Source organism: Pseudomonas sp. S3(2024), from assembly GCF_036861315.1.
Lineage (GTDB): Bacteria > Pseudomonadota > Gammaproteobacteria > Pseudomonadales > Pseudomonadaceae > Aquipseudomonas > Aquipseudomonas putida_A.
In genome coordinates, this window is the sequence record NZ_JAZAQQ010000006.1 from 41,008 (window position 1) to 61,294 (window position 20,287).

At 58.3% G+C, this 20,287-nt stretch carries 22 protein-coding genes and 2 pseudogenes; 13 read left to right on the forward strand and 11 right to left on the reverse strand.

The window, feature by feature from the left end; all coding sequences use genetic code 11:
• Positions 1-97: 97 nt before the first annotated feature.
• On the reverse strand, positions 98-1,480 hold the full coding sequence (locus VLA07_RS16675; protein ID WP_333989730.1) for an aspartate aminotransferase family protein: 1,383 nt from the start codon (positions 1,478-1,480) through the stop codon (positions 98-100).
• A gap of 159 nt (positions 1,481-1,639) precedes the next feature.
• Between VLA07_RS16675 and VLA07_RS16680 the strand changes: the two genes are divergently transcribed.
• Positions 1,640-2,248: a TetR/AcrR family transcriptional regulator gene (locus VLA07_RS16680; RefSeq protein ID WP_333989732.1), complete on the forward strand. Its 609-nt coding sequence runs from the start codon at positions 1,640-1,642 to the stop codon at positions 2,246-2,248.
• Between the two features lie 6 nt (positions 2,249-2,254).
• On the opposite strand, the gene VLA07_RS16685 is transcribed toward VLA07_RS16680, so the two are convergent.
• The 3 genes from VLA07_RS16685 to VLA07_RS16695 all read right to left on the reverse strand — a co-directional run bounded on the left by VLA07_RS16685 (position 2,255) and on the right by VLA07_RS16695 (position 3,785).
• A complete protein-coding gene (locus VLA07_RS16685; RefSeq protein WP_333989734.1) occupies positions 2,255-2,554 on the reverse strand; it encodes a hypothetical protein in 300 nt (99 codons plus the stop codon).
• Between the two features lie 200 nt (positions 2,555-2,754).
• Positions 2,755-3,405: a DUF3313 domain-containing protein gene (locus VLA07_RS16690; protein ID WP_442969549.1), complete on the reverse strand. Its 651-nt coding sequence runs from the start codon at positions 3,403-3,405 to the stop codon at positions 2,755-2,757.
• A gap of 56 nt (positions 3,406-3,461) precedes the next feature.
• Positions 3,462-3,785, reverse strand: a complete 324-nt coding sequence (locus VLA07_RS16695) for a hypothetical protein (RefSeq protein WP_097089845.1) — start codon at positions 3,783-3,785, stop codon at positions 3,462-3,464.
• 165 nt (positions 3,786-3,950) lie between these two features.
• Between VLA07_RS16695 and VLA07_RS16700 the strand changes: the two genes are divergently transcribed.
• The 6 genes from VLA07_RS16700 to VLA07_RS16725 all read left to right on the forward strand — a co-directional run bounded on the left by VLA07_RS16700 (position 3,951) and on the right by VLA07_RS16725 (position 10,555).
• Entirely contained in the window at positions 3,951-4,661 is a 711-nt protein-coding gene (locus VLA07_RS16700; protein ID WP_027614282.1) for a response regulator, read from the forward strand.
• The gene (locus VLA07_RS16705; RefSeq protein WP_333989738.1) at positions 4,658-5,986 is read left to right on the forward strand and encodes an ATP-binding protein; all 1,329 of its coding nucleotides are present in this window, start codon (positions 4,658-4,660) and stop codon (positions 5,984-5,986) included. Before VLA07_RS16700 ends, VLA07_RS16705 begins: the two co-directional genes overlap by 4 nt.
• 62 nt (positions 5,987-6,048) lie before the next feature.
• Entirely contained in the window at positions 6,049-7,233 is a 1,185-nt protein-coding gene (locus VLA07_RS16710; RefSeq protein WP_333989740.1) for a DUF2252 family protein, read from the forward strand.
• A 93-nt stretch (positions 7,234-7,326) separates the two neighbouring features.
• Entirely contained in the window at positions 7,327-8,616 is a 1,290-nt protein-coding gene (locus VLA07_RS16715; protein ID WP_333989741.1) for an NAD(P)/FAD-dependent oxidoreductase, read from the forward strand.
• 13 nt (positions 8,617-8,629) lie between these two features.
• Complete coding sequence (locus VLA07_RS16720; protein ID WP_333989743.1) at positions 8,630-9,187, forward strand: helix-turn-helix domain-containing protein; 558 nt, start codon at positions 8,630-8,632, stop codon at positions 9,185-9,187.
• Positions 9,188-9,208: 21 nt separating this feature from the next.
• Entirely contained in the window at positions 9,209-10,555 is a 1,347-nt protein-coding gene (locus tag VLA07_RS16725) for a glutamine synthetase family protein (protein ID WP_333989745.1), read from the forward strand.
• A 351-nt stretch (positions 10,556-10,906) separates the two neighbouring features.
• Here VLA07_RS16725 and VLA07_RS16730 read toward each other — a convergent pair whose 3' ends face one another.
• The 4 genes and pseudogenes from VLA07_RS16730 to VLA07_RS16745 all read right to left on the reverse strand — a co-directional run.
• Positions 10,907-11,074 (reverse strand): LuxR C-terminal-related transcriptional regulator, encoded by a 168-nt coding sequence (locus tag VLA07_RS16730; RefSeq protein ID WP_256588620.1) that lies wholly within the window; start codon positions 11,072-11,074, stop codon positions 10,907-10,909.
• Positions 11,075-11,126: 52 nt separating this feature from the next.
• A complete protein-coding gene (locus tag VLA07_RS16735) occupies positions 11,127-11,600 on the reverse strand; it encodes an autoinducer binding domain-containing protein (RefSeq protein ID WP_333989747.1) in 474 nt (157 codons plus the stop codon).
• 23 nt (positions 11,601-11,623) lie between these two features.
• Positions 11,624-12,502, reverse strand: coding sequence for a glyoxalase III HchA (gene hchA, locus VLA07_RS16740; protein ID WP_096797810.1), 879 nt, complete (start codon positions 12,500-12,502; stop codon positions 11,624-11,626).
• Positions 12,503-12,745: 243 nt separating this feature from the next.
• A pseudogene (locus tag VLA07_RS16745) lies at positions 12,746-12,859 on the reverse strand (FAD-dependent oxidoreductase); the annotation flags it as partial.
• Between the two features lie 509 nt (positions 12,860-13,368).
• Here VLA07_RS16745 and VLA07_RS16750 point away from each other — a divergent pair.
• From VLA07_RS16750 to VLA07_RS16765, 4 genes are all read left to right on the forward strand, one after another.
• On the forward strand, positions 13,369-13,911 hold the full coding sequence (locus tag VLA07_RS16750; protein WP_150370648.1) for a redoxin domain-containing protein: 543 nt from the start codon (positions 13,369-13,371) through the stop codon (positions 13,909-13,911).
• Between the two features lie 11 nt (positions 13,912-13,922).
• Positions 13,923-14,462, forward strand: coding sequence for a DsbA family protein (locus VLA07_RS16755; RefSeq protein ID WP_007967054.1), 540 nt, complete (start codon positions 13,923-13,925; stop codon positions 14,460-14,462).
• 98 nt (positions 14,463-14,560) lie between these two features.
• Complete coding sequence (locus VLA07_RS16760) at positions 14,561-15,661, forward strand: low temperature requirement protein A (protein ID WP_027614303.1); 1,101 nt, start codon at positions 14,561-14,563, stop codon at positions 15,659-15,661.
• 226 nt (positions 15,662-15,887) lie between these two features.
• Positions 15,888-16,190, forward strand: coding sequence for a putative quinol monooxygenase (locus VLA07_RS16765; RefSeq protein ID WP_330205977.1), 303 nt, complete (start codon positions 15,888-15,890; stop codon positions 16,188-16,190).
• A gap of 89 nt (positions 16,191-16,279) precedes the next feature.
• Here the strand turns inward: VLA07_RS16765 and VLA07_RS16770 are convergent, their stop codons facing one another.
• The 3 genes and pseudogenes from VLA07_RS16770 to VLA07_RS16780 all read right to left on the reverse strand — a co-directional run bounded on the left by VLA07_RS16770 (position 16,280) and on the right by VLA07_RS16780 (position 19,283).
• Positions 16,280-17,263 carry an LLM class oxidoreductase gene (locus VLA07_RS16770; protein ID WP_330205976.1) on the reverse strand — a complete coding sequence of 328 codons (984 nt, stop codon included), beginning with the start codon at positions 17,261-17,263 and terminating at the stop codon, positions 16,280-16,282.
• A 483-nt stretch (positions 17,264-17,746) separates the two neighbouring features.
• Positions 17,747-18,176: pseudogene (locus tag VLA07_RS16775) on the reverse strand (bleomycin resistance protein).
• Between the two features lie 189 nt (positions 18,177-18,365).
• Positions 18,366-19,283 carry a LysR family transcriptional regulator gene (locus VLA07_RS16780; RefSeq protein WP_330205975.1) on the reverse strand — a complete coding sequence of 306 codons (918 nt, stop codon included), beginning with the start codon at positions 19,281-19,283 and terminating at the stop codon, positions 18,366-18,368.
• Positions 19,284-19,462: 179 nt separating this feature from the next.
• Between VLA07_RS16780 and VLA07_RS16785 the strand changes: the two genes are divergently transcribed.
• Positions 19,463-20,110, forward strand: a complete 648-nt coding sequence (locus VLA07_RS16785) for a hydrolase (RefSeq protein WP_247267465.1) — start codon at positions 19,463-19,465, stop codon at positions 20,108-20,110.
• Positions 20,111-20,124: 14 nt separating this feature from the next.
• A complete protein-coding gene (locus VLA07_RS16790; protein ID WP_247267466.1) occupies positions 20,125-20,286 on the forward strand; it encodes a hypothetical protein in 162 nt (53 codons plus the stop codon).
• The last annotated feature ends 1 nt before the right edge of the window (position 20,287 follow it).

Here is a 20,287-nt window from a genome sequence, read left to right on the forward strand (position 1 = left end):
AGGCCTTCGCCTGCTCGCGATAGCGGTCGATCAGTTTAGATCGATGTTAATGACACACCGCTATCGCGAGCAGGCTCACTCCTACAAGGGGTATGCGTTACAGCACGCCGTATTCGCGAGCCGTGCGATCCACGGCGATGCGTGTCTTGTCGACCAGTTCATCCAGCTCGACCCGTGTGGCGATCAGCGCCGGGGCCATGATCATCCGGCCCAGCGTTGAGCGAATGATCAGGCCTTCCTCAAAACCAATGGTGCGGCAGCGCCAGGCGATGTCGTTCTCGTTGGCGAAACGCTTGCGGGTGGCTTTGTCTTCGGCGAACTGCAATGCCGCCACCAGTCCGACGCCCTGAACCTCACCCACCAGCGGGTGGTTGCCGAACACTTCGTGCAGGCAGTTCTGCAGGTACGGGCCGGTGTCGTTTTTCACCTGAGTGACCACGCCTTCATCGCGCAACGCCTTGAGGTTGGCAATCGCCACCGCAGCCGCCACCGGGTGCCCGGAGTAGGTCAGGCCGTGAGCGAACACGCCGCCTTTTTCCACCAACGCCTCGGCCATGCGTCGCGACAGGATCAACCCGCCCATGGGGATGTAGCCGGAGGTCAGGCCTTTGGCGATGGACAGGGTGTCCGGTTCAAAACCGAAGGTCTGGTGCGCGAACCATTCGCCGGTGCGACCGAAACCGCCGATGACTTCGTCGGCGCACAGCAGCACATCGTATTTGCGGCAGATGCGTTGGATTTCCGGCCAATAGGTAGCGGGCGGAATGATCATGCCGCCGGCGCCCTGGAACGGTTCGGCGACGAACGCCGCGACCTTGTCGGCGCCCAGTTCGAGGATCTTGTCTTCCAGTTGCCGCGCCGCCTGCAGGCCGAATTCTTCCGGACTGAGATCACCTTCGTGGGCGAACCAGTACGGCTCGTCGATGTGCGCCACGTCAGGGATGGTGCCGCCCATTTCGTGCATGAATTTCATGCCGCCCAGCGCCGTCGCAGCCAGGGTCGAGCCGTGGTAGCCGTTCCACCGGCCGATCATGATTTTCTTCTCAGGCTGGCCCATCACCTGCCAGAACTTGCGCACGGTGCGGATCAGCACTTCGTTAGCTTCCGAGCCGGAGTTGGTGTAGATCGCGTGGCTGTAGTGCTGGGGCAGCAGGCTGAACAACAGCTCGGAGAGCTCGATCACCTGCGGGTGAGTGGTGTGGAAGAACATGTTGTAGTAGGACAGTTGTTGCAGCTGTGCGCTGGCGGCAGCGGCCAGGTCCTTGCGCCCGTAACCGAGGTTGGTGCACCACAGGCCGGACATGCCGTCCAGGTAGCGATTGCCGTCGTTGTCCCACAGCGCCAAGCGATCACCGCTGACCATCACCCGCGGGCCTTCCTCGTTGAGGGCTTTCTGATCGACGAACGCGTGAATGTGGTGGGCGGCGTCGGCGGCCTGATAATCGCGGGTGCTACGGGTCGGATCGAATTCGGCGGACATGGCGGTTCTCCAGAGAAACGGGGCAAGTGGGTGCGCGTTCATTCCAGCGGTGCACGGTTAATATTTGTCACTTAAAAATATTTTTGTAAAGAAAATATTTGTCGGTGAAAAAAGAAATCCGTAGGCTGACGCCGATCAGCAAGACAGGACATCAGCACCATGAGCGGGCTCAGAGAACGGCAAAAGGAACAGCGCAGGGAAGTCATCGCGCAGGCAGCGCTGGAGTTGTTCAAGACCAACGGTTTTGCGGCCACCACGCTGGACCAGATCGCGGTCCAGGCCGGGGTTTCCGCGCCGACGGTGGTCAATTATTTCGGTGGCAAACAGGAGATTCTGCTGGCCTTGCTCAAACAGCCGGACGAGCAGGCGATGCGCGAGGCGCGGGCCAATCTGGATGACGACAGTGATCCGCTGGAGGCGCTGTGCGAGTTCGAAGGCCTAATGACCGACTACCAACTGCAAGCGATGCCGGCCTCGTTGTGGCGTGAACTGGCGCCGTTTCTGCTCACGGGTGAACTGGCTCAGGCGTTGAGTCCGTGGAATGCGGCGGTGATCGAAGAGACCAAGACGCTGCTCGGGCATTTTCAGGCGCAGGGCAAGGTGCGTGCGGCGGTCGATCTCGATGTGGCCGCGACGCTGTTCAACCAGTACGCGAACATGGCGTTTATCCGTCTGGCGACCGAGCCTGAGCCGGACAGGGCGGCACATGCCGAACACATGCGCGGTGTGCTGGGTTTGATCTGCCATGGCATTTTGAGCAGCGAGTAGTGGTTTTCAGGTTTTCGGCAACCACGGCTGCATCAACTCCAGCATCCCGCGTCCGCCACGGCGCAACCCGGCGGCCATGGTCAGCCACGACAGCTCGGTAATGATCACTTCGCGAGCATGCAGCAAGCGCACTTCGCCCGCCGTGCCACCGGCCGTTCCGCCATCCGGCATGTACACCGTCATCCAGTCACCGAGACTTTCCACCACCAGACACAAGCGCCAGCCTTGTTCCTCGGCAATCAGGCCAACCTTCGAGCCGTCGGGGTTTTCCATCCCGGCAAAGCGTGTGGTGGTGTCCTTGAACAACTGGTAACCCGGCAGATTGCCCAGGACCTTGTCTACGGTGTTTTCGATCGCTGAAAGTCTCTAGTGATTAGTTGCCAGACACACCGCTTTCGCGAGCAGGCTCGCTCCCACATTGGAATGCAGTTCCCCTGTGAGAGCGGGCTTGCTCGCGAATAGGTCAGCACATTCAGTGAGCAAGGCTAGCTGAAAAAGTCGCTCGGCTAACGACGGGTCGCCAGGTAGGACTTCCCAAGATCACTGGCCCAACCGTCCAGCACCGCTTTGACGTCATCGGCGGTCAGCACCTGTTTGTCGTTTTCCAGCGGTAGTCCGATGCCCTTGCGCACGACTTCGGCGACCACTTCGCCGGTTGTGCCGTCTTCGAATGAGACTTCGGTGGTGATTTCGCTGTCCTGATCGCGGATGCCGGTTGCGGTGCTCACGCCGGCGGCAACCAAGGTCACCGGGAGCCATTCATAAAAGCGCAGGCCCTGAGTGCTGGCGGCGACGCGGGTGATCGCCGGTCTGACGGTCAGGGTATTCGGGCCGGGTTGCGACACCAGGTGCATGACCTTGCCCAGTTCCAGCCTGAGCGCGGCGTCGTAGTAGTCGGTGACGCCGGACAGCGTGCTCAGCGGGATCCGCTCGGTCGGCGCGGCGCTGGGGTAGAACTGGCTGGGCGCCAGATAGGCCTGGGTATAACGCCCCCGGGCCAGCGCCGGGCTGACCCAGCCCAGCACCATCTGCCCCGATGGCGACTGGTGCTCGCTGAGCACACTGTAATCGTGCAGGAATCCCGTGTACTTCTGCGGTTCGACGGTTTTGCTGCTGCAGGCCGACAGGCTGAGGGACGCCGTACACAGCACCGACATCAAGCAATGGCTTCTTATCATGCGAATCCTTGTTTTGCGCTTTTGCCCCGCATCGTTCAAGCGCGGGCAGTGATTGGGGAGGAGAGCGGCGGGGTGTTGTCCGAGCATTCGATGTGCAGCTGGCCGTGGCTCATGATCCATTGGATCAGGTCGGCGGTCGGAATCGAATGCACGTACTCGACCCATTGCGAATCGCCGGGGCCGTACTGCTCGAAATAGCGGCGCAGGACGATACGGCTTTGATCATCTGACAGGCCCAGGCAGAACTCCTGGAACAACAGCGGCGTATCCTGCTCGGGCGCGCTGGTGCGCTGGCTGAGAATCAACGGATAGCGGGCGTCGTGGCCCTCGGCGGTATAACGGTTGTGCAATGCGCTCATTGAAAGCCCCCCGGTTGTCGATGGCGTGCAGGGTGCCTGAGGGTTTTTGCCGCAGAATGTCCGCTTGATGTCCGGGACGACGGAATGTTGCTCGATTGAAATATATGACCCGCCCGCCAGAATAGTTTTAGATGCGTTCTTTTTTGGCCTGAGGATCCTGTGCCCGTGAGCAGACTGCTGATCGTCGACGATGACGTGGAAATTCTCGCCCTGCTGAAGAAGTTCTTCGTCCAGCACGCCTACGAGGTCGATGTCGCTGCCGACGGCGCAGCGATGTGGGCGGCAATTGCGCAGCAGCGCCCGGACACGATCATTCTCGACCTGATGCTGCCCGGCGAGGGTGGCCTGAGCCTGTGCCAGAAAGTGCGCGCGCAGATGGGCATTCCGATCATCATGCTGACCGCCATGGGCGAATTGAGCGACCGGATTGTCGGCCTCGAACTGGGCGCCGACGACTATGTCACCAAACCGTTCGCCCCACGTGAACTGCTGGCCCGCCTGCGCGCCGTGCAGCGTCGCGCCGGTGAGCAGGTCAGCCCTGCGAGTGAACCTTCGCGGCCGGTGATCGCCTTCGCCGGTTGGCATCTGGACATCACCTGTCGCGAGCTGCGCTCCCCGGAAAACGTGATGATTCCGCTGTCCGGTGGCGAGTTCGATCTGCTGGTGGTGTTTCTCGAACACCCGCAGCGCATTCTTACCCGCGAACAATTGATCGACCTGTCTCGTGGTCAGGGCCACGACGCCTTCGATCGCAGCATCGACGTGCAGGTCAGCCGCTTGCGGCGCAAGATCGAGCCGGACAGTAAGCGCCCGGACCTGATCCGCACCGTGCGCAACGGCGGTTATATGTTCACCGCCAAGGTCACTCGTTCATGATCCATCGATTCCTGCGCCGTGATCCGCTGAGTCGGCGGATCGCGCTGACCATCGTCGCGGCCATGCTCGCGTCGCTGGCACTCAATTTCCTGTTCGTGGAGGTGGCCGGGACCTGGGCGCGGCCACCGATTGAACGTACCGGGTTGCTGGAGCAGATTGCCGCGACCGTCAAAGTGATCGAGGCCGCACCAGCGCCTTTACGTCCGAAACTGGCGCACGCGGCAACCGGCCCGACGCAGGAGGTGACGTGGAGTGCGCAACGCGACGAACTTGGATTGCCAGCAGGTGGCACGCAGCTCCTCGCCAACAAGACGTCGGGGTTGCATCAGTTGTTGGGCGATGAGCGAGACATTCGGGTGTTCAATCCCGCTGACTGGCCGAGCGGCAGCCCGCTGGGCCGCTATGCGGCGCTGATTCAACTGCCGGATGCCAGTTGGCTGCTGTTCTCTTCGCCCGAACGCTCCTGGGGCCTGGACATCGGCACGCGCATCGCGATCATCATCGCCCTCGGCCTGATCGCCACCGTGCTGGTGGCCTGGCTGGCCACGCAGCAACTGGCCAAGCCACTGCAACGCTTTGCCAGCGCCGCCCGGCGTTTTGGCGGTGATCTGCGTGCGCCGCCGATCAAAGTCGAAGGCCCCGACGAGATCCGCCAGGCGATCATCGCCTTCAACACCATGCAGGCGCAGATTCAGCACTACATCAGCGAGCGCACGCACATGCTCGCGTCGATTTCTCACGACTTGCGCGCACCGCTGACCCGCATGCGCCTGCGCAGCGAGTTCATGGAGGACTTTGATCATCAGGGCAAACTGATCCGCGACATCGAAGAAATGCAGTCGATGATCAACGCGGCACTGGCGTTCTTTCGGGAAGACACTCAGCCGGAGCAAAGCACCGCGTTCGACCTGTCGGAACTGTTGCAGACGATCATTGACGACTACCGCGACCAGAACATTGCCATCGATTTCACCGGCCCGGCGCATCTGGTCTACGAGGGCCGGCCGCTGGGGATCAAACGGGTGATCGTCAATCTGCTGGAAAACGCCGAAAAGTACGCGCAGCAGCCGGCAATCGCCCTGAGCAGCGACGGTTACAGCGTGTGCATCGACGTCAGTGACAACGGGCCGGGGATTCCCGAAGCGTCGTTGCAGCGGGTGTTCGACCCGTTTTTTCGCCTGGAAACCTCGCGCAACCGCGAGACTGGTGGTGTCGGGCTCGGGCTGTCGGCGGCGCGGGCCATCGTGCGCGAGCAGGGCGGCGAACTGAGTTTGAGCAATCGCAGCAGCGGTGGCTTGCTGGCTCGGGTGGAGTTGCCTTTGTAATACTTTGAAACATTTGCAAGTGGCCGGCGGTCAACAGGACACATTCTCTGCAAGAAGCGTCCATGAAAACCCCACGGCCCTCCGCACGTCTTGAACCCCTGTCGCAACTGCGCAATCTGAAAATGGCCCGCTCCGCCCACGCCTATGTCCGTGGCAGTACGGTGCAGTTTTATGAGTGGCTGCACAGCCAGCCCGGGCGCAGCCTGCCGAAAGGGCCGGCGGTGTGGATCTGCGGCGATTGTCACGCCGGCAATCTCGGGCCGACCGGCGATCTGAAGGGGCGCATCGACATCCACATCCGCGACCTCGACCAAACCGTTATCGGCAACCCCGCGCATGATCTGGTACGCCTGGCGCTGTCCTTGGCCACCGCCGCCCGAGGTTCGGACCTGCCCGGCGTCGCCACCGCCCGCATGCTTGAAGAGATGATGCGCGGCTATGAACAAGCATTCGAAGACGACGTCGACAAAGAGCCGCCAAGACCTGCGCAAGTCAAGGCCGGCATGCGCAGCGCGGTGCAGCGCACCTGGAAGCATCTGGCCCAGGAGCGCATCGAGAGCACCAAACCAACTATTCCGCTGGGCAAGCATTTCTGGTCGCTGTCACGGGAAGAACGCAGTGCGCTGAAGACCCTTTGCGCCACGCCAGACCTGCACACGCTGGTGACCTCATTGAAGGGCCGCAACAAGGACGACCGGGTGAAAATGCTCGACTCGGCCTATTGGGTCAAAGGCTGCAGCTCGCTGGGACTCAAGCGTTATGCGGTGCTACTCGGTGTGGGCGAGGGCGATGATCAGGAATATTGCCTGCTGGATATCAAGGAAGCGATTGCCGCCGCCGCACCTCGGGTGGCGCGAGCCGCGATGCCGCGCGACAACGGCAAACGTGTGGTTGAAGGCGCGCGTTTTCTCTCGCCGGGCCTGGGCAATCGGATGATCGCCACACGGGTGCTCGACCATGGCTTCTTCATCCGCGAACTGCTGCCTCAAGACATGAAACTGGAACTGGATCAGTTGAGCCAGACCGACGCGATGCTCGCCGCCGGCTATCTGGCCCGCGTCGTGGGGCTGGCCCATGCCCGGCAGATGGACATGAGCACCCGGGCGTCATGGATGCGTGAACTGCAAGCGTGCCGCTCGAAGACACTGGATGCACCGTCGTGGCTGTGGTCCAGTGTTGTGCAGTTGGTTGGCAGCCATGAGAAAGGTTATCTGGAGCATTGCCGGCGTTATGCGCTGGAGCATTGATCTGTGTGAGTGAAACAGTTGTCGGTTGCCGATATGAAATTTGTTCTGTAGATTTTCATGAAATTATAAGAAATAAATTTCATGAGGCGCCGAATGTTTCAGCAATCCCAGCAGCATGTCGCCAGTTATTACGCCCACAGTTGCGCCGATATTCTCAGCACACGACCGGCACTGGAAGGTGCGCACGAGACCGAGGTGGTGATCATCGGGGCCGGTTTCAGTGGGCTGCACACCGCGTTGCGTCTGGCCTTGGCCGGCAAGCGCGTCACCGTACTCGAAGCCAGTCGCGTGGCGTGGGCCGCGTCCGGGCGTAATGGCGGGCAAGCGATTCTGGGCTGGTCGTGCGACATGCCGCCACTGGAAGCGGCGCTCGGCCATGAGCGCGCCAGGCGTCTGTGGGATGGCATGCGTTGGGCTGCGCAGGAGCTGCGTGAATTGCCCGGGCGGCATGGTTTCGATTGCGACTATCGCCCGGGCCATTTGTGGACGTCGGTGATGCCGCGTCGGGTCAGCCTGCTGACTGAGTGGCAACACGAAGCCAGTCACAAGTGGGGCCACGACGGTCTGCAGTTCATTCCTCGTGAAGACTTGCCGCGGTGGGTCGCCAGCGATCGTTATCAGGCGGGGCTCTTTGACGCCGAAGGCGCACACCTCAATCCGCTGAAACTCGCCCTCGGGCTGGCCGCCGCCATCGAGCGGGCCGGCGGGCGTATTCATGAGCAAAGCAAAGCGTTGAGTTATCAGCAGGAGGGCAGCGGTTTCCGGGTCAATACCGAGCGCGGTGCGGTGAAGGCCGACGTGCTGGTGTTGGCCTGCAACGCCTATCTCGATGAGCTCGACCCGCAACTCTCCAGCTGCATCCTGCCGGTCGGCACTTATCAAGTCGCCACCGCGCCGCTGACACCGGAGCAAGCCATCGCGCTGCTGCCGAGTAACGTCTGCGTGACCGACAACCAGTTTGTTCTCGATTACTTCCGTCGCACGCCGGACAACCGCTTGTTGTTCGGCGGTGGCTGCACCTATCTGGGCGGCATGCCCAAGGACATTGCGGCGGCGACTCGGCCGTTTCTCGAACGCGTGTTTCCGCAGCTTAAAGGTGTAGAGGTGGAATTCGCTTGGGGCGGGCATATCGATCTGACCATGAACCGTACGCCGGATGTCGGCGGCGAGGGCAATCGTTATTGGCTTCAGGGTTATTCGGGGCACGGCGTGTTGCCGACGCTGGCCGCCGCCCGTGCGGTGTCCGATGCGATTCTCGGGAAGGACGATGAGTTGGCGTTGTACCAGGGCCTGAGCAATGGCCGTTTCCCCGGCGGCAAGCACTTCGCCGCACCGCTGGAGGCTATCGGCAAGGCCTGGTATCGCCTGCGCGACAGCATTTGATGAGATTTTGATCATGAACAAGCAAGAAGAAATCGCTGCGCTGGCGATCCTGATCCACGACCTGCGCAAGCACAAGAAATACACCCTCAAAGAGCTGGCCGACAAGATCGGCCGTTCGGTGGGTTTTCTCTCGCAGGTCGAACGTGGGCTGTCGCGCCCGACCGTGGCCGACCTCACCGCGATCAGCGAAACCCTCGGCGTGCCGACCACCTATTTCTACAGCCTGCCCAAAGCCAAACAAGTGCCGTGGGTCACCCGTCCGGACGAACGACGCACGCTGTATTACGCCAATGGCATCACCGACATTCTGGTGTCGCCGCAGATGCGTGCCTCGTTCTCCATGCTCGAAAGTCATCTGGAACCCGGCGCAAGCAGTGGCGACCGGCACATGAGCGACAGCTCGGAGCAGGGCGGCTACGTCCTTGAAGGCGAACTGACCTTGTGGCTGGGCAACGACGACGAGCCGGTGACCTTGAGGGCCGGCGACAGCTTTCAATTCGACAGTCACACCCATTGCCGCTACGGCAACCGCACCGGGCAGCTCACCCGCGTGCTCTGGGTCTACACCTGATAACAACAAAGGATGAACACGATGGACGCTGTCTGCTCTGACCTGCTCGCCGAAGTGCGCGCGTTTCGCCAACGCTACCCCGAGGTGCGTTATGTCGACCTGATTTCCCTGGACATTCCGGGGCATTTTTACGGCAAGCGCTATCCGGTGGACATGCTCGAAAAAGTCGCGGCGGGCAGTGCGCTGAAACTGCCGCAAAACTGCGTGCTGCTCGGCGTGCAGGGCGGTCTGTTCAAGATTGGCGATTACTGCTTCAACGACGGCGACCCGGACGCTGTGCGGCGCTTGGTGCCGGGCACGCTCAAACCGGTGACCTGGGAAGCGCAGCCGCTGGGGCAGATGCTGATTACCTCCGACGGCACCGCCAAACCGATCGAGTTCGAACCCCGCGAAGTGCTGGCGAAGGTACTGGATCGATTGGCGGGCAAAGGCATTCACCCGGTGGTGGCCTTCGAACTGGAGTTCTATCTGTTCGACAAAAAACTGCGCGACGGCCTGCCGCAATTCCCTCGCGACGAGCTGACCGACGACGCCGATGATCAGCCGAACATGCACATCGAGCGTCTGTCGCGCTTCGCCCCAGTGCTTGATGAAATGGTGGAAGCAACGCGAGCTCAGGGCATCGACGCCACGGTGATCACCGCCGAACTGGGACCGGGGCAGTTCGAAATCAATTTCGGCCATCTGGATGACGGTTTGCGCGCCGCCGACTGGGCGGCGCTGTTCTGTCGCAGCACCCGCGGCGTTGCGCTCAAGCATGGCTATCGCGCCAGTTTCATGGCCAAGCCGTACGTGCAGCATCCGGGCAGCGGCATGCATGTGCATGTCAGCCTGTATGACGCGGCCGGCAACAACCTGCTGGCGGCCAATCACCAGCAAGCGCTGCGCCACGCGGTGGCCGGCTGCCTGGATCTGCTGCCGCACAGCATGCCGATCTTCGCCCCGAACCAGAACGCCATGCGCCGCCTGAGCGGCACGGTGAACACCGCGACCAAGGCGAGCTGGGGTTACGAGGATCGCGACGCCTGCCTGCGCATTCCCGAATCGGACACGAAAAACCTGCGCATCGAATACCGGCTGGCCGGCGCCGACGCCAACCCGTATCTGGTGCTGGCGGCAATTCTGGTGGGCCTGGAACATGGTCTGGCATCAGGCAAGGAACCGATCCCGCCACTCAACGACGATCGCAACAGCGGCATCGATTTCCCGACGGAAATCCTCGACGCGGTGCGCGCCTTGCAGCTTCAGCCGCAACTGCGTGCGGGACTGGGCGCCGAGTTTGTCGACGTGTATTGCGAGAACAAACGTCAGGATCACCTGGCATTCATGCAGGAGATCAGTGCGCGGGAGTATCGCTGGTATTTGTGATCACTGGTTCAGCACACCACATGAATCGGGTGCAGGGGCCGCGATGACCGGATGGAGTTCAGTACCGGTGAATTCCATCGCTCATCAAAATTGAAGAGCGTGCCAAGAGATATTTTGAACACGGGGCGTGAGGATGGCGGAAGAACGGCTTCGAATGACGTTTGGAGATAATCCAACGCCATCCCGTGTAATGTCTGCGCTGAGTTGGAAATAGTTGACGTTGGCTGGCAGCTATCGGCCAAAAGCAGGCGGTCGGGAGTGGCGTCTTGCGGCCAACAGTGGACACTCAGATCAGTTGATGAGGAAATTACTCGGAAGTCCAAACCGTCTAGCACTCGTCTTGCCGCGTCCTTACCCATCGATCTCGCCGTTACGAATGGCCATCCTGATGGCTTGTGCTGTCGTTGTCACGCCCAGACGTCGGCGTGCTGAGCGCAGGTGATTTTCAACTGTACGCTCCGACAAACCGAGAGTCGCTGCAATATCCGCTTGCCGTCTTCCGGCAGCCGTCCATTCCATGACTTCGCGCTCTCGCGGGGAAAGGGTTCTTAACGCTTCGTCCAATGGCGCCTCAAGCAACCGCCGAGCCGCGAAAAAAGCGGCCGTCGCAACCAGGCTGAGTCCCAAGCGCACCCGCGCGCTCCCATCCACCGGCTCCCCCCCCCAAGCTCATTGCGCCCTCAAGCCCCTGTGGGCCAAAAACTGGCACCTGCAACCCCTGAATTCCTGGTCCACCTGGAGAACGAATCATCCGGTAACGCTCTTCTCCCTTAACCTGCTCTTTCTGCCAAAAGAAGGATTGCCGAGCATTCAAAAGGTGACGAGTCACCGGACAATGTCGAACGTAAGTCTCGGCATCCACCGCTTGGCCGTTATCGAACCAATCGCCTTCGACCCAGTAGATATGCTCAACCACTTCCTCACTTGCCGTCGATGCAGAAAACAGCACGAATCGATCATAACCGTAGGGTGTGGCGAAACCCCTGACGGATTTCTTGATTGATTCAAGCGTGCGCGCCGTCTCTATCTCCAGAGCAGCGCGCATCGCTGTTTCGGCCGGCCCGTCGCTCACTCCGATGCAACCTCTTTCAACAATGCTTCAGCTGCCAACTTGCCCAGATTGTTGCCTGCCAATGGGCTGTCGCCGGTCAGCAACTTGCGGTCTTGGAGCGTCGCACCTGAAATATCCTGATTGATGATCTCAACTCCCAAGGATTTCAACTGCTCACCAAATTTCCACGTCAGATGCCCAGGCATATACCCTATGTCGGGCGTCTTTGCGTCGAGACTGTCTGGAAATGCGCAGATCTTGTAGCCGTTGAATATGTAGGAATTCCTAGACTCACCAATGCCCGCCGCGAGCATTGCTGCTGGGCCGTGACATAAGGAAATCACAAATTTGTCGTTGGTGATTGCCCAATGCAAAGCCGCTTTCACGTCGGCACTCTCCGGCAATCCAATCAGCGCGCCGTGCCCGCCAGGTATGAAAACGCCGATGTAATCCGAATCCTGCCCCAGCGCCTTCTCAACCACTTCGCACAGCTTCAAAGGTTTTTTGAACTGCTCACGGTATTTGGCGTAGAAATCCTTGACCTCGGTATCTTCGCTAGGCATGGCCCAGAACTCGAATTTCACTGGATTGCCTGACAGGGTCGCAACGTCGAACGCGAAACCGGCTTTGTCGAGGTGATACATGGGCAACAACGTCTCGACTGGGTGATTACCGGTGGAAAACATTGTTCCGTTGTCGGTCAGTAAGTAGCGCTCATCGGCGCCAATCAGCAAAATCTTCCAGCGGCCACCTCGGTAGGGATTAGCGTAATCCGCATCACTCAGATCAGATTTTGGCGAGGTAAATTGGCTAAGCGAGTATGGGGAGGGAAAAAAGGCATTGTCCTCCGCCTGATCCGGAGTGGGGCGCTTGTCGTCACTCTGCAAGGTAGTCATGGGTTTTCTCCTACGAATGGGCCGATTGCCGAGGTTCATGCTAGTAGCGTGACGTAGGCCCAACAATGAGGGTTTTCCCTTAAAGAAATGTTCCTCACACATGCAGCGCGCCGATCGTCTGCTTCCGGCCAAAAGCGGTCAGTGACAATATTCGCAAAGGCTACCGCTCAGCTTCCCGAAGACCGATCTCGACTATTCGTTAGGTACAGCACCATCGCTGCACGAGCCGCATCTTTGATTACCTTCAGCCTCAACCAAGATGATATTCGCGCCTTTATCAGCTAGGTGATACGCCAGCGAAGTGCCCACGATGCCGGCACTGATGACAACGACTCGTTTGCCCAGAGCATTTCTCATATCAACCTTTATTCTGTCGACCTGAAGGCGGTTCATTGTCTGCCACTGGTCGATTTCTGCTTGTCGTAACGGGCAGCAGTTGTCGTCCAGAAAGCAGATGTAGATTTGTCTGAAGTGGCGAAATAGCTGACAAAATCATCGTGTTAAAACGCCGCCTGAAATGGCAGCAAGATAAGCGCGTGAGTGTTGTTGGCACTGGAGGGTTCCGAAAATTCGTTCAGCTACTACGGCAAGCGTCATCAACGACTATAGTCATTGGTGAGCCAGAGCGAATCTGACCATTCCCCTGCCAACCTGGCCTAATCCAATTCCGCGATTACACGGCGGATCTTCTTGTGTTCCTTGATGCGGAATGTGAACGTTTCGCTGCCGAAATCACTCAGGCTCAGGCTGAGATCGAGGCAGCGTTGTCTTTTTTTGAACCCCTTGATGGTGGATGGAGTTATCCCGCCGGGCACGTCGCATCCCACTGAGCACGTCCCAACCACCCATCTATCAAGGTTCAAGCAATGAATATTTTAGAGTTCGATGATGCACAAAAAACCAATGGCGACCTGGTTCAGGGTCCGCTGCCGGCCGGTACTGTCGCGCCCGACTTCACTCTTCACGCAACCCCTGATCAACAGTTGTCGCTGCGTGAGCTAAAGGGAAATCCCGTGATATTGGCGTTTTATCCCGCTGACTGGACTTCGGTGTGTGGTGACCAACTGACCTTGTACAACCAGTTGTTACCCACCTTCAGAGAATACGGTGCGGTGCTATTGGGTATCTCGGTTGACAGCGCCTGGTGTCATCAGGCCTTTGCCAAAGATCGAAATTTCCACTTCAGCCTGCTGGCCGATTTCGAGCCCAAAGGGGCGGTGGCACGACAGTATGGAGCGTACGAGTCCCAGCTCGGAGTTTGTAAGAGGGCACTGTTCGTGATTGACAAGGAGGGGGTGGTCGCCTGGAGCTACATCTCACCAATGGCAATCAACCCTGGGGCGGACGGCATTCTGGATGCGCTGGATGCTCTGGCGAATTCACCACAAAGCACGCCAACCAAAAATTAACAGGTGATTACATGGCCACTCTCAAAGTCCCGGTAAGTGCCAACGACCATCGCCAGGGAAGTGCGCATGCCAAGGTCACCTTGGTCGAATTTGGCGACTATGAATGTCCCTATTGCGGTGAAGCGTATTGGATGGTCAAGAATCTGCAACAGCATTTTCGCGATGATTTGCTGTTCGTGTTCCGTAACTTTCCTCTGACCACCGCTCACCCGCATGCGCTGGGTGCAGCGGTCACCGCGGAGCATGCCGGTAGTCGAGGGTTCTTCTGGGAGGCCCACGACGAATTGTACGAAAATCAGGATCGATTGGGCCTGCCGCTGTATCGCGCCATTGTTCTAAAACACGGCCTTTCCAGCGAGGAACTCGACGTTGCCATGCGAGAGGACACTTACATCCCCAAAATACAATCCGACTTCAATGGCGGTGTACGCAGCGGCGTGAACGGTACTCCGGCGTTTTACTTTGACGGGCTTCGCTATGACGGGGTCCCAGAGTTCAACGAGATGAGTCAGATGATTGAGCTTCTGTTAGTGCGCGGACGAAATCGCTAGATTGCGACATCGGCCCGGCATCACCCACACCAGAGCCGAGGGCAAACCAGCGTTAGCTTCCTTCTACATTAAAGAGGTGTACACGGAGCCGACAGCTAATGAAATCTTTGAAGTATTATGAAAAAAATCGACACGCCACATGGTTGGAGTTGTTTTTCGACCTGACTTTCGTTGTGACGATAGGCCAGGTTACGCATACTCTCGGACATGTTCATGAAGGCCACTTTGAACATAAGCAATTATGGATATTCTTGCTGCTTTTTGTACCGTTGTGGTGGATCTGGTCCAGTCACACGATTTACTCCAATAGGTTTGATACAGACAGCAATCTTCACCGTTTGGCAACATTATTCATAATGCTCCTGCTCATTGTGCTATCGGCACGGATCGGGGAAGATCTGGAAGTAAACTACCCGCTTATTATTGCCTGCTATTTTGGCATACGTGCCATCATCAGCATCATGTACATTTCGTCCATAAGTAAATTCGATTCTCGCGGCGAGCTCTCCTCTAGGCTCGGCTTCGCCCTGTTAATTAGCGCAGTCATTAGTCTCTCATCGGTTATTTTTGACCCGCCCTTGCGTTACCTTGTTGCTTATATTGGGATTGTTCTTGATATTTTGTTTCCTGTATTTTTCTGGACTAAACTAAAGCCGTTGCCAGCACACACAGAACACTTGGTTGAGCGCATAGGCCTACTCACCCTAATCTTATTGGGGGAGTCAATTATTAGCCTTTCCGGAGGCTTATCTAACATTCAATGGGGTTATTACAATGTGATGGCGGCCATCACCGGATTCATCATGATTTGCAGTATCTGGTGGATCTATTTTGATAGCTTTTACCTGCTGAGCAAAAATCACAGCAGTATGAGTGGGCACGCCTTGATCTACTCGCACCTTTTTCTTTTTATGGGGCTGGCACTCCTGGCAAATTTGATCAGGCATGCGATCCTGAATGACATTGCGATGCGCGATTTCCAGATCATGTCGATCATCGGCATGGCATTGTTTTTCCTGGGGAAGCAATATGGCTATTTCATAGCCGTGAGTCGAATACGGAAATACATACTGCAAAACACCTTGATCGTGCTTTCTTTAGGTGGGTTAGTTATATTTCTACCGCGTGTCGAGTACATATTGGTCGGCCTGACAGTAACCATGATCTGTTATGTTCTCCTGAATTTCAGATATCGTTGAGTCTTTATTATCAGGCCACAGCTCGGGAAAAGTGATCAAGCGGCCGGTCTGCGGCTTGCACGTTGCCCACTACGTCATTCTCAGTGTCCGAGCGACATGCGACGCTACCCTTGGTCTCTTTGGGGTTGTAATCCTGGTGTCGTCGACCATAGTTAATTGCCGGATGCCCCTTTTAGCTATTGCGACCAGATAGCACCAGCCGCACCGTAACAACAGGAGCCACGTCATGGTCAAAGTAGCGTTGTTCGTTCGTCTGGAAGCAAAACCTGGGAAAGAGAATGAGGTGGAGCGCTTTCTCTTGAGCGGCCTTCCTTTAGTGGAGGACGAGCCAGCAACTACAGCCTGGTTTGGAATCCGCTTGGGGCCGTCCACCTTTGGCATCTTTGACGCATTCCCGGATGAAGCGGGCCGGCAGGCTCATCTTTCGGGCAAGGTCGCGGCGGCGCTTATGGCAAACGCTGCCGAGCTGTTTGCCGAACCGCCATCAATCGAGAAGGTTGACGTCCTTGCGGCCAAGCTGCCCGGTTAAGCAAATCCAACAGGAAGTTCCATTCAGTTCGGGGAGGCTCACGATGGCTTCGTCAAGTGAGCATCCGTCGGCGTAGCAGTGACCGATATTCAATGCGCTGCCGGACGCGGCTGCACTCCGAACTGCGCAACGATGTGCGTACCCAATTCCTCAATAACCTCCGCCGCAGGACGCTGGCCATATTTGAGATTGAGAATGACGTGGTCCACGCCGATTTCCTCAAGCGACTCCAGCAAAAACCGTAGATGGTAACGTCCAAGTTTGAACCCCAAATGGATACGTGTGGGTGGCGTGGACGGATTCTCATCGAGATCGATGTACAGCGACTGAGTAAAGGGCTTGTACACAGAGCCACATTGCCTGGTGACCTCCAGCCGCCAATCTTCCACGACCAGCCGCTGCATGTTCGGAATGCGTGGATAGTTGATCCATCCGTTGCTCTCACGCGCGATCCAATCCAGTGACTGGCGACTGTTGCCGGTCACGAGCATTGGAATGAATTGGGTGGTGGGTTTCGGAATAAGGTCTGCGCCGTGCATTTCGCCAGTGCTCCAGTGGATGGGCTCAAAGCTGGTGCTGTGGGCTTGCCGAATCACTTCGTAGTGTTCTCGAAAGATTTCTCCACGCCTTTCGGGATCGACACCAAAAGCCGAAAACTCCACCGGCCGATCTCCCGAAGCCACCCCCAGAATCAAGCGACCTGTGCTCAACTGATCGACGCTGGCTGACGCCTTGGCCGTGTGCAGGGGATGGTGCAAAGGGATGGCAATGGAAGCGGTGCCAAGCGCAATCTCCGAGGTATGGGCAGCCATATAGCCCAGGTACACCCAGGGGTCGAAGACTTGGCCGACATCGCCGAAGCCAGGGTCGCGAAGCGGCACGTCGCGAAACCAGAGCGCGCAGAAGCCCAGCGCCTCGGCTTGTTTAGCCAGTGTGACCTGGTTGAGCATGCTCGGAGTGTCCCCGTCGAACGCCTCCATGGGAAAGAATAATCCAAGGCTCAAATGCCCCTGAGTGAAGGTTCGGCTAAACCCTAGATGCTGCTGGTAAGGAATCGTGCTCGGCCGATACATACGGATTGACCTCATGGCAGAACGTGAACAGCGCCCCCGTTTCCAGAGGTGCTGCGGCATCGGTCGCTTTTGAACGACAGGTGGGGGACTGGGTCTGGCTTTTACCCGTTGCGCCGTACTGCTGGTCGTGTGAACCGGATTCAGGGGCCAGTTGCTGGCGATAGGCGCGGGTTGGTCCGGGTGGGTGTTAAGTGGACGGTCAAAGGAAGTCAGATCTCTCGGCTCTATACCACCAGATGGACAAGGTGTTCGAGGAATCATTCTATAAGCGTAGGCGGTTTTGCAGCTCTCCGCCATATTCTTACAATCGAGCCGCTGTCGGGCGAAAGTTGCATATGAAGACATTTATCGGTCGTTTCCTGCCATTCCACAACGGCCGCTATTAGGCAACAGCGGTCGCTTGCCGATGCCCGCTTCTGGCCGATTGCTGCCTGTCGTGAAGGGCTGCACCGGCCCGAAGCTGACGGACGGCTTGGCTCGGTATCAGAACGGGCAAGCCGGTTTCTCCCCCAACCGCTCTACCAACCTTACGAGATAACCGTCGGGATCCTGGACGATGAATTCACGCTGGCCTATTTCTACATTGTCAGCCCGATACCAAGTGTCTTTGCATTCTCGATAGAGTGGACATCCAGACTCATCAAGTTTCTGGATGATGGGTGCGACAGCCTCAACGTCAATCTGTAAGTTGATGCCTCTTCCAAACGGCTTGGCCAACGGCGCAGTGAGCCATTGACCCGCGTCGGAATCAATCTGCTCAAGCATTACTTGAGCACCATTCAAATCAAGATATGCAAATCCATCTTCCGGGCGTTGATAGGCGACTTTGAACCCCAGACGAAAACCCAGAATGCCAGGCTGCTATCCAGGTTGGTGACCATTAACTCCGGAACAGTTTGTTACGTTCGAACATGAGATGACTTCCGTTTCAAATGGCTCGTTTTGCGGACGGGCAGGTTCTGCACTGATGGCTTCGATACCACGACGGGATCGTGGCGATGATGCACGCTCGGTTGGGAATTATCGAGTCGCGTTGACCGGACGCTGCCCGACGCGAACGGCGGATAAAGATGAATGTCTGTCTCTTTCGTTTAGCCCAACCTCACACCAGCGCATCATCCTGATGTGACAGCGGCTGCACCGCCAGGTGTGGCGTTTCGCCGAAGAACTCGATCAGCAGTTCAGTGAGCACACGAATTTTGCGTGCAGGGTGCGGACCCGGCGGGCGGATGATGTAGGCACCGGCCGGAGGGGGAGGATGGTTTGTCATGATCGGCACCAGTGCGCCGGATGCCACGTGTTCATGGGTGAGGCAGTCGGGCAGGTAGGCGACACCCAGGCCTGCGGTCGCGGCGGCGACCAGGGCGATGCCGTTGTCGGCCTTGAAGCGGCCTTGCGGACGAACCGTGATGACGTTGTCGCCATCCATGAATTGCCAGGCTTCGGTGCCCTGCATGAGCGCCTGATGGGCAAGCAGTTCATCCGGAGTCTCGGGCGCGCCGTGCGCGTTGATGTAGGCGGGGCTCGCGACGAGCTTGCCGTAGACCGGGCCAATCCGTCTGGCGATCAGATTGGAGTCCTGCATATAGCCAACCCGGATGGCGCAATCGTACCCCTCGGCAATGAGGTCAACGAAGCGATCGCTGTAACAGGTCTGGATGTGCAGCTGCGGATGCCGACGCGCCATTTCCGCCAGCATCGGGGCGAAGTGACTCTGGCCGAACGACAGCGGCACGGCCACGCGCAAGCGGCCGCGGAGGGCGCCGGCGGGCAGGATCGTTTCCTTGGCGATGTCGATCTCGGTGCAAACCCTGGCGGCGTAGTCCCGGAACGTCGCACCGGCCTCGGTAAGCGCCGCCCCGCGCGTGGAGCGTGCCAGCAGTTGCACACCCAATTCGGTTTCAAGCCGAGCCAGGCGGCGGCTGACGATCGATTTCGACACGCCAAGCCGCAGGGCTGCCTGCGAAATGCCCCCGGCATCAGCCACTTCCACGAAGGTCTGCAGTTCTTCGATATCCACGCTTGCGTTCCTCTTTTCGCGACACAGCACGTCGCGCAATGCTACTACTGCGTCAAACATGGGAACAGCACAATGGATTTTCCGGGCATGGCGTCATTCGCACGTGTCTCGGAACCCATCACCCGCACAGGCTCCGGCCTGATTCACAAACGTGCGTCACCCATGAAAAGGATTTACCAATGGCAAGCGAGACTCTCCGCAACCCCCATACCGATCAGCTACTGACCCCGGAAAACTCGGCGTTGATCATCATCGATTATCAACCTGTTCAGGTTTCTTCGATCCGCTCGATGCCGCGTGATGAACTCGTCTTCAACATAACCAGCGTCGCGAAGGCGGCGGTCAACTACAACCTTCCGATCATCCACTCGACAGTCAATGTCGCGACCGGCCGCAACAAGCCGCCGATTCAGGAGCTGCAAAAGGTGCTCGGCCATCTGCCGACCTATGACCGCACATCGATAAACAGTTGGGAGGACACGCAATTCAAGCAGGCAGTCAAGGCGCTCGGGCGCAAGAAGCTGATCATGACTGCACTCTGGACCGAAGCGTGCCTGACATTCCCGGTGCTCGACGCGATCCAGGAAGGTTATGACGTTTATGTGCCTGTCGATGCGGTCGGCGGCACATCGCTCGCCGCGCACGAGGCGGCGTTGCGCAGAATGGAACAGGCGGGCGCGAAGCTCATCAGTCGGGTGCAAATGTACTGCGAACTACAGCGCGACTGGGCGCGGGAAGTGACCGTGCCGGGCTTTCTGGGCGTATTCGAGAACTTCGACGGGTTCAACGCTGAAAAAGCGCTGGAAGAGGCGAACAAGCAGGCTTGATTAGCGGGCAGTGGATGAAGGTGTCGCTCGCGAAAGCGGGCGCCACCTTTATTTTTTTCCTGCTGCAAACGACTGCTTTTGTGCAGGCCCTGCCGCCGATTCAGTACCCTGAATGCGTCATGACCCTGTCAGATACCAACATGTGGATGCTGGACAGTCGTGTCGCTTACTCATGAA

Bases quoted from the DNA above. Each gene is read 5' to 3' on its own strand.
- VLA07_RS16675 (WP_333989730.1), bottom strand. From the start codon at position 1,480: ATGTCCGCCGAATTCGATCCGACCCGTAGCACCCGCGATTATCAGGCC.
- VLA07_RS16680 (WP_333989732.1), top strand. From the start codon at position 1,640: ATGAGCGGGCTCAGAGAACGGCAAAAGGAACAGCGCAGGGAAGTCATC.
- VLA07_RS16690 (WP_442969549.1), bottom strand. From the start codon at position 3,405: ATGTCGGTGCTGTGTACGGCGTCCCTCAGCCTGTCGGCCTGCAGCAGC.
- VLA07_RS16695 (WP_097089845.1), bottom strand. From the start codon at position 3,785: ATGAGCGCATTGCACAACCGTTATACCGCCGAGGGCCACGACGCCCGC.
- VLA07_RS16705 (WP_333989738.1), top strand. From the start codon at position 4,658: ATGATCCATCGATTCCTGCGCCGTGATCCGCTGAGTCGGCGGATCGCG.
- VLA07_RS16710 (WP_333989740.1), top strand. From the start codon at position 6,049: ATGAAAACCCCACGGCCCTCCGCACGTCTTGAACCCCTGTCGCAACTG.
- VLA07_RS16715 (WP_333989741.1), top strand. From the start codon at position 7,327: ATGTTTCAGCAATCCCAGCAGCATGTCGCCAGTTATTACGCCCACAGT.
- VLA07_RS16720 (WP_333989743.1), top strand. From the start codon at position 8,630: ATGAACAAGCAAGAAGAAATCGCTGCGCTGGCGATCCTGATCCACGAC.
- VLA07_RS16725 (WP_333989745.1), top strand. From the start codon at position 9,209: ATGGACGCTGTCTGCTCTGACCTGCTCGCCGAAGTGCGCGCGTTTCGC.
- VLA07_RS16730 (WP_256588620.1), bottom strand. From the start codon at position 11,074: ATGGAATGGACGGCTGCCGGAAGACGGCAAGCGGATATTGCAGCGACT.
- VLA07_RS16735 (WP_333989747.1), bottom strand. From the start codon at position 11,600: ATGCGCGCTGCTCTGGAGATAGAGACGGCGCGCACGCTTGAATCAATC.
- hchA (WP_096797810.1), bottom strand. From the start codon at position 12,502: ATGACTACCTTGCAGAGTGACGACAAGCGCCCCACTCCGGATCAGGCG.
- VLA07_RS16750 (WP_150370648.1), top strand. From the start codon at position 13,369: ATGAATATTTTAGAGTTCGATGATGCACAAAAAACCAATGGCGACCTG.
- VLA07_RS16755 (WP_007967054.1), top strand. From the start codon at position 13,923: ATGGCCACTCTCAAAGTCCCGGTAAGTGCCAACGACCATCGCCAGGGA.
- VLA07_RS16760 (WP_027614303.1), top strand. From the start codon at position 14,561: ATGAAATCTTTGAAGTATTATGAAAAAAATCGACACGCCACATGGTTG.
- VLA07_RS16765 (WP_330205977.1), top strand. From the start codon at position 15,888: ATGGTCAAAGTAGCGTTGTTCGTTCGTCTGGAAGCAAAACCTGGGAAA.
- VLA07_RS16770 (WP_330205976.1), bottom strand. From the start codon at position 17,263: ATGTATCGGCCGAGCACGATTCCTTACCAGCAGCATCTAGGGTTTAGC.
- VLA07_RS16785 (WP_247267465.1), top strand. From the start codon at position 19,463: ATGGCAAGCGAGACTCTCCGCAACCCCCATACCGATCAGCTACTGACC.
- VLA07_RS16790 (WP_247267466.1), top strand. From the start codon at position 20,125: ATGAAGGTGTCGCTCGCGAAAGCGGGCGCCACCTTTATTTTTTTCCTG.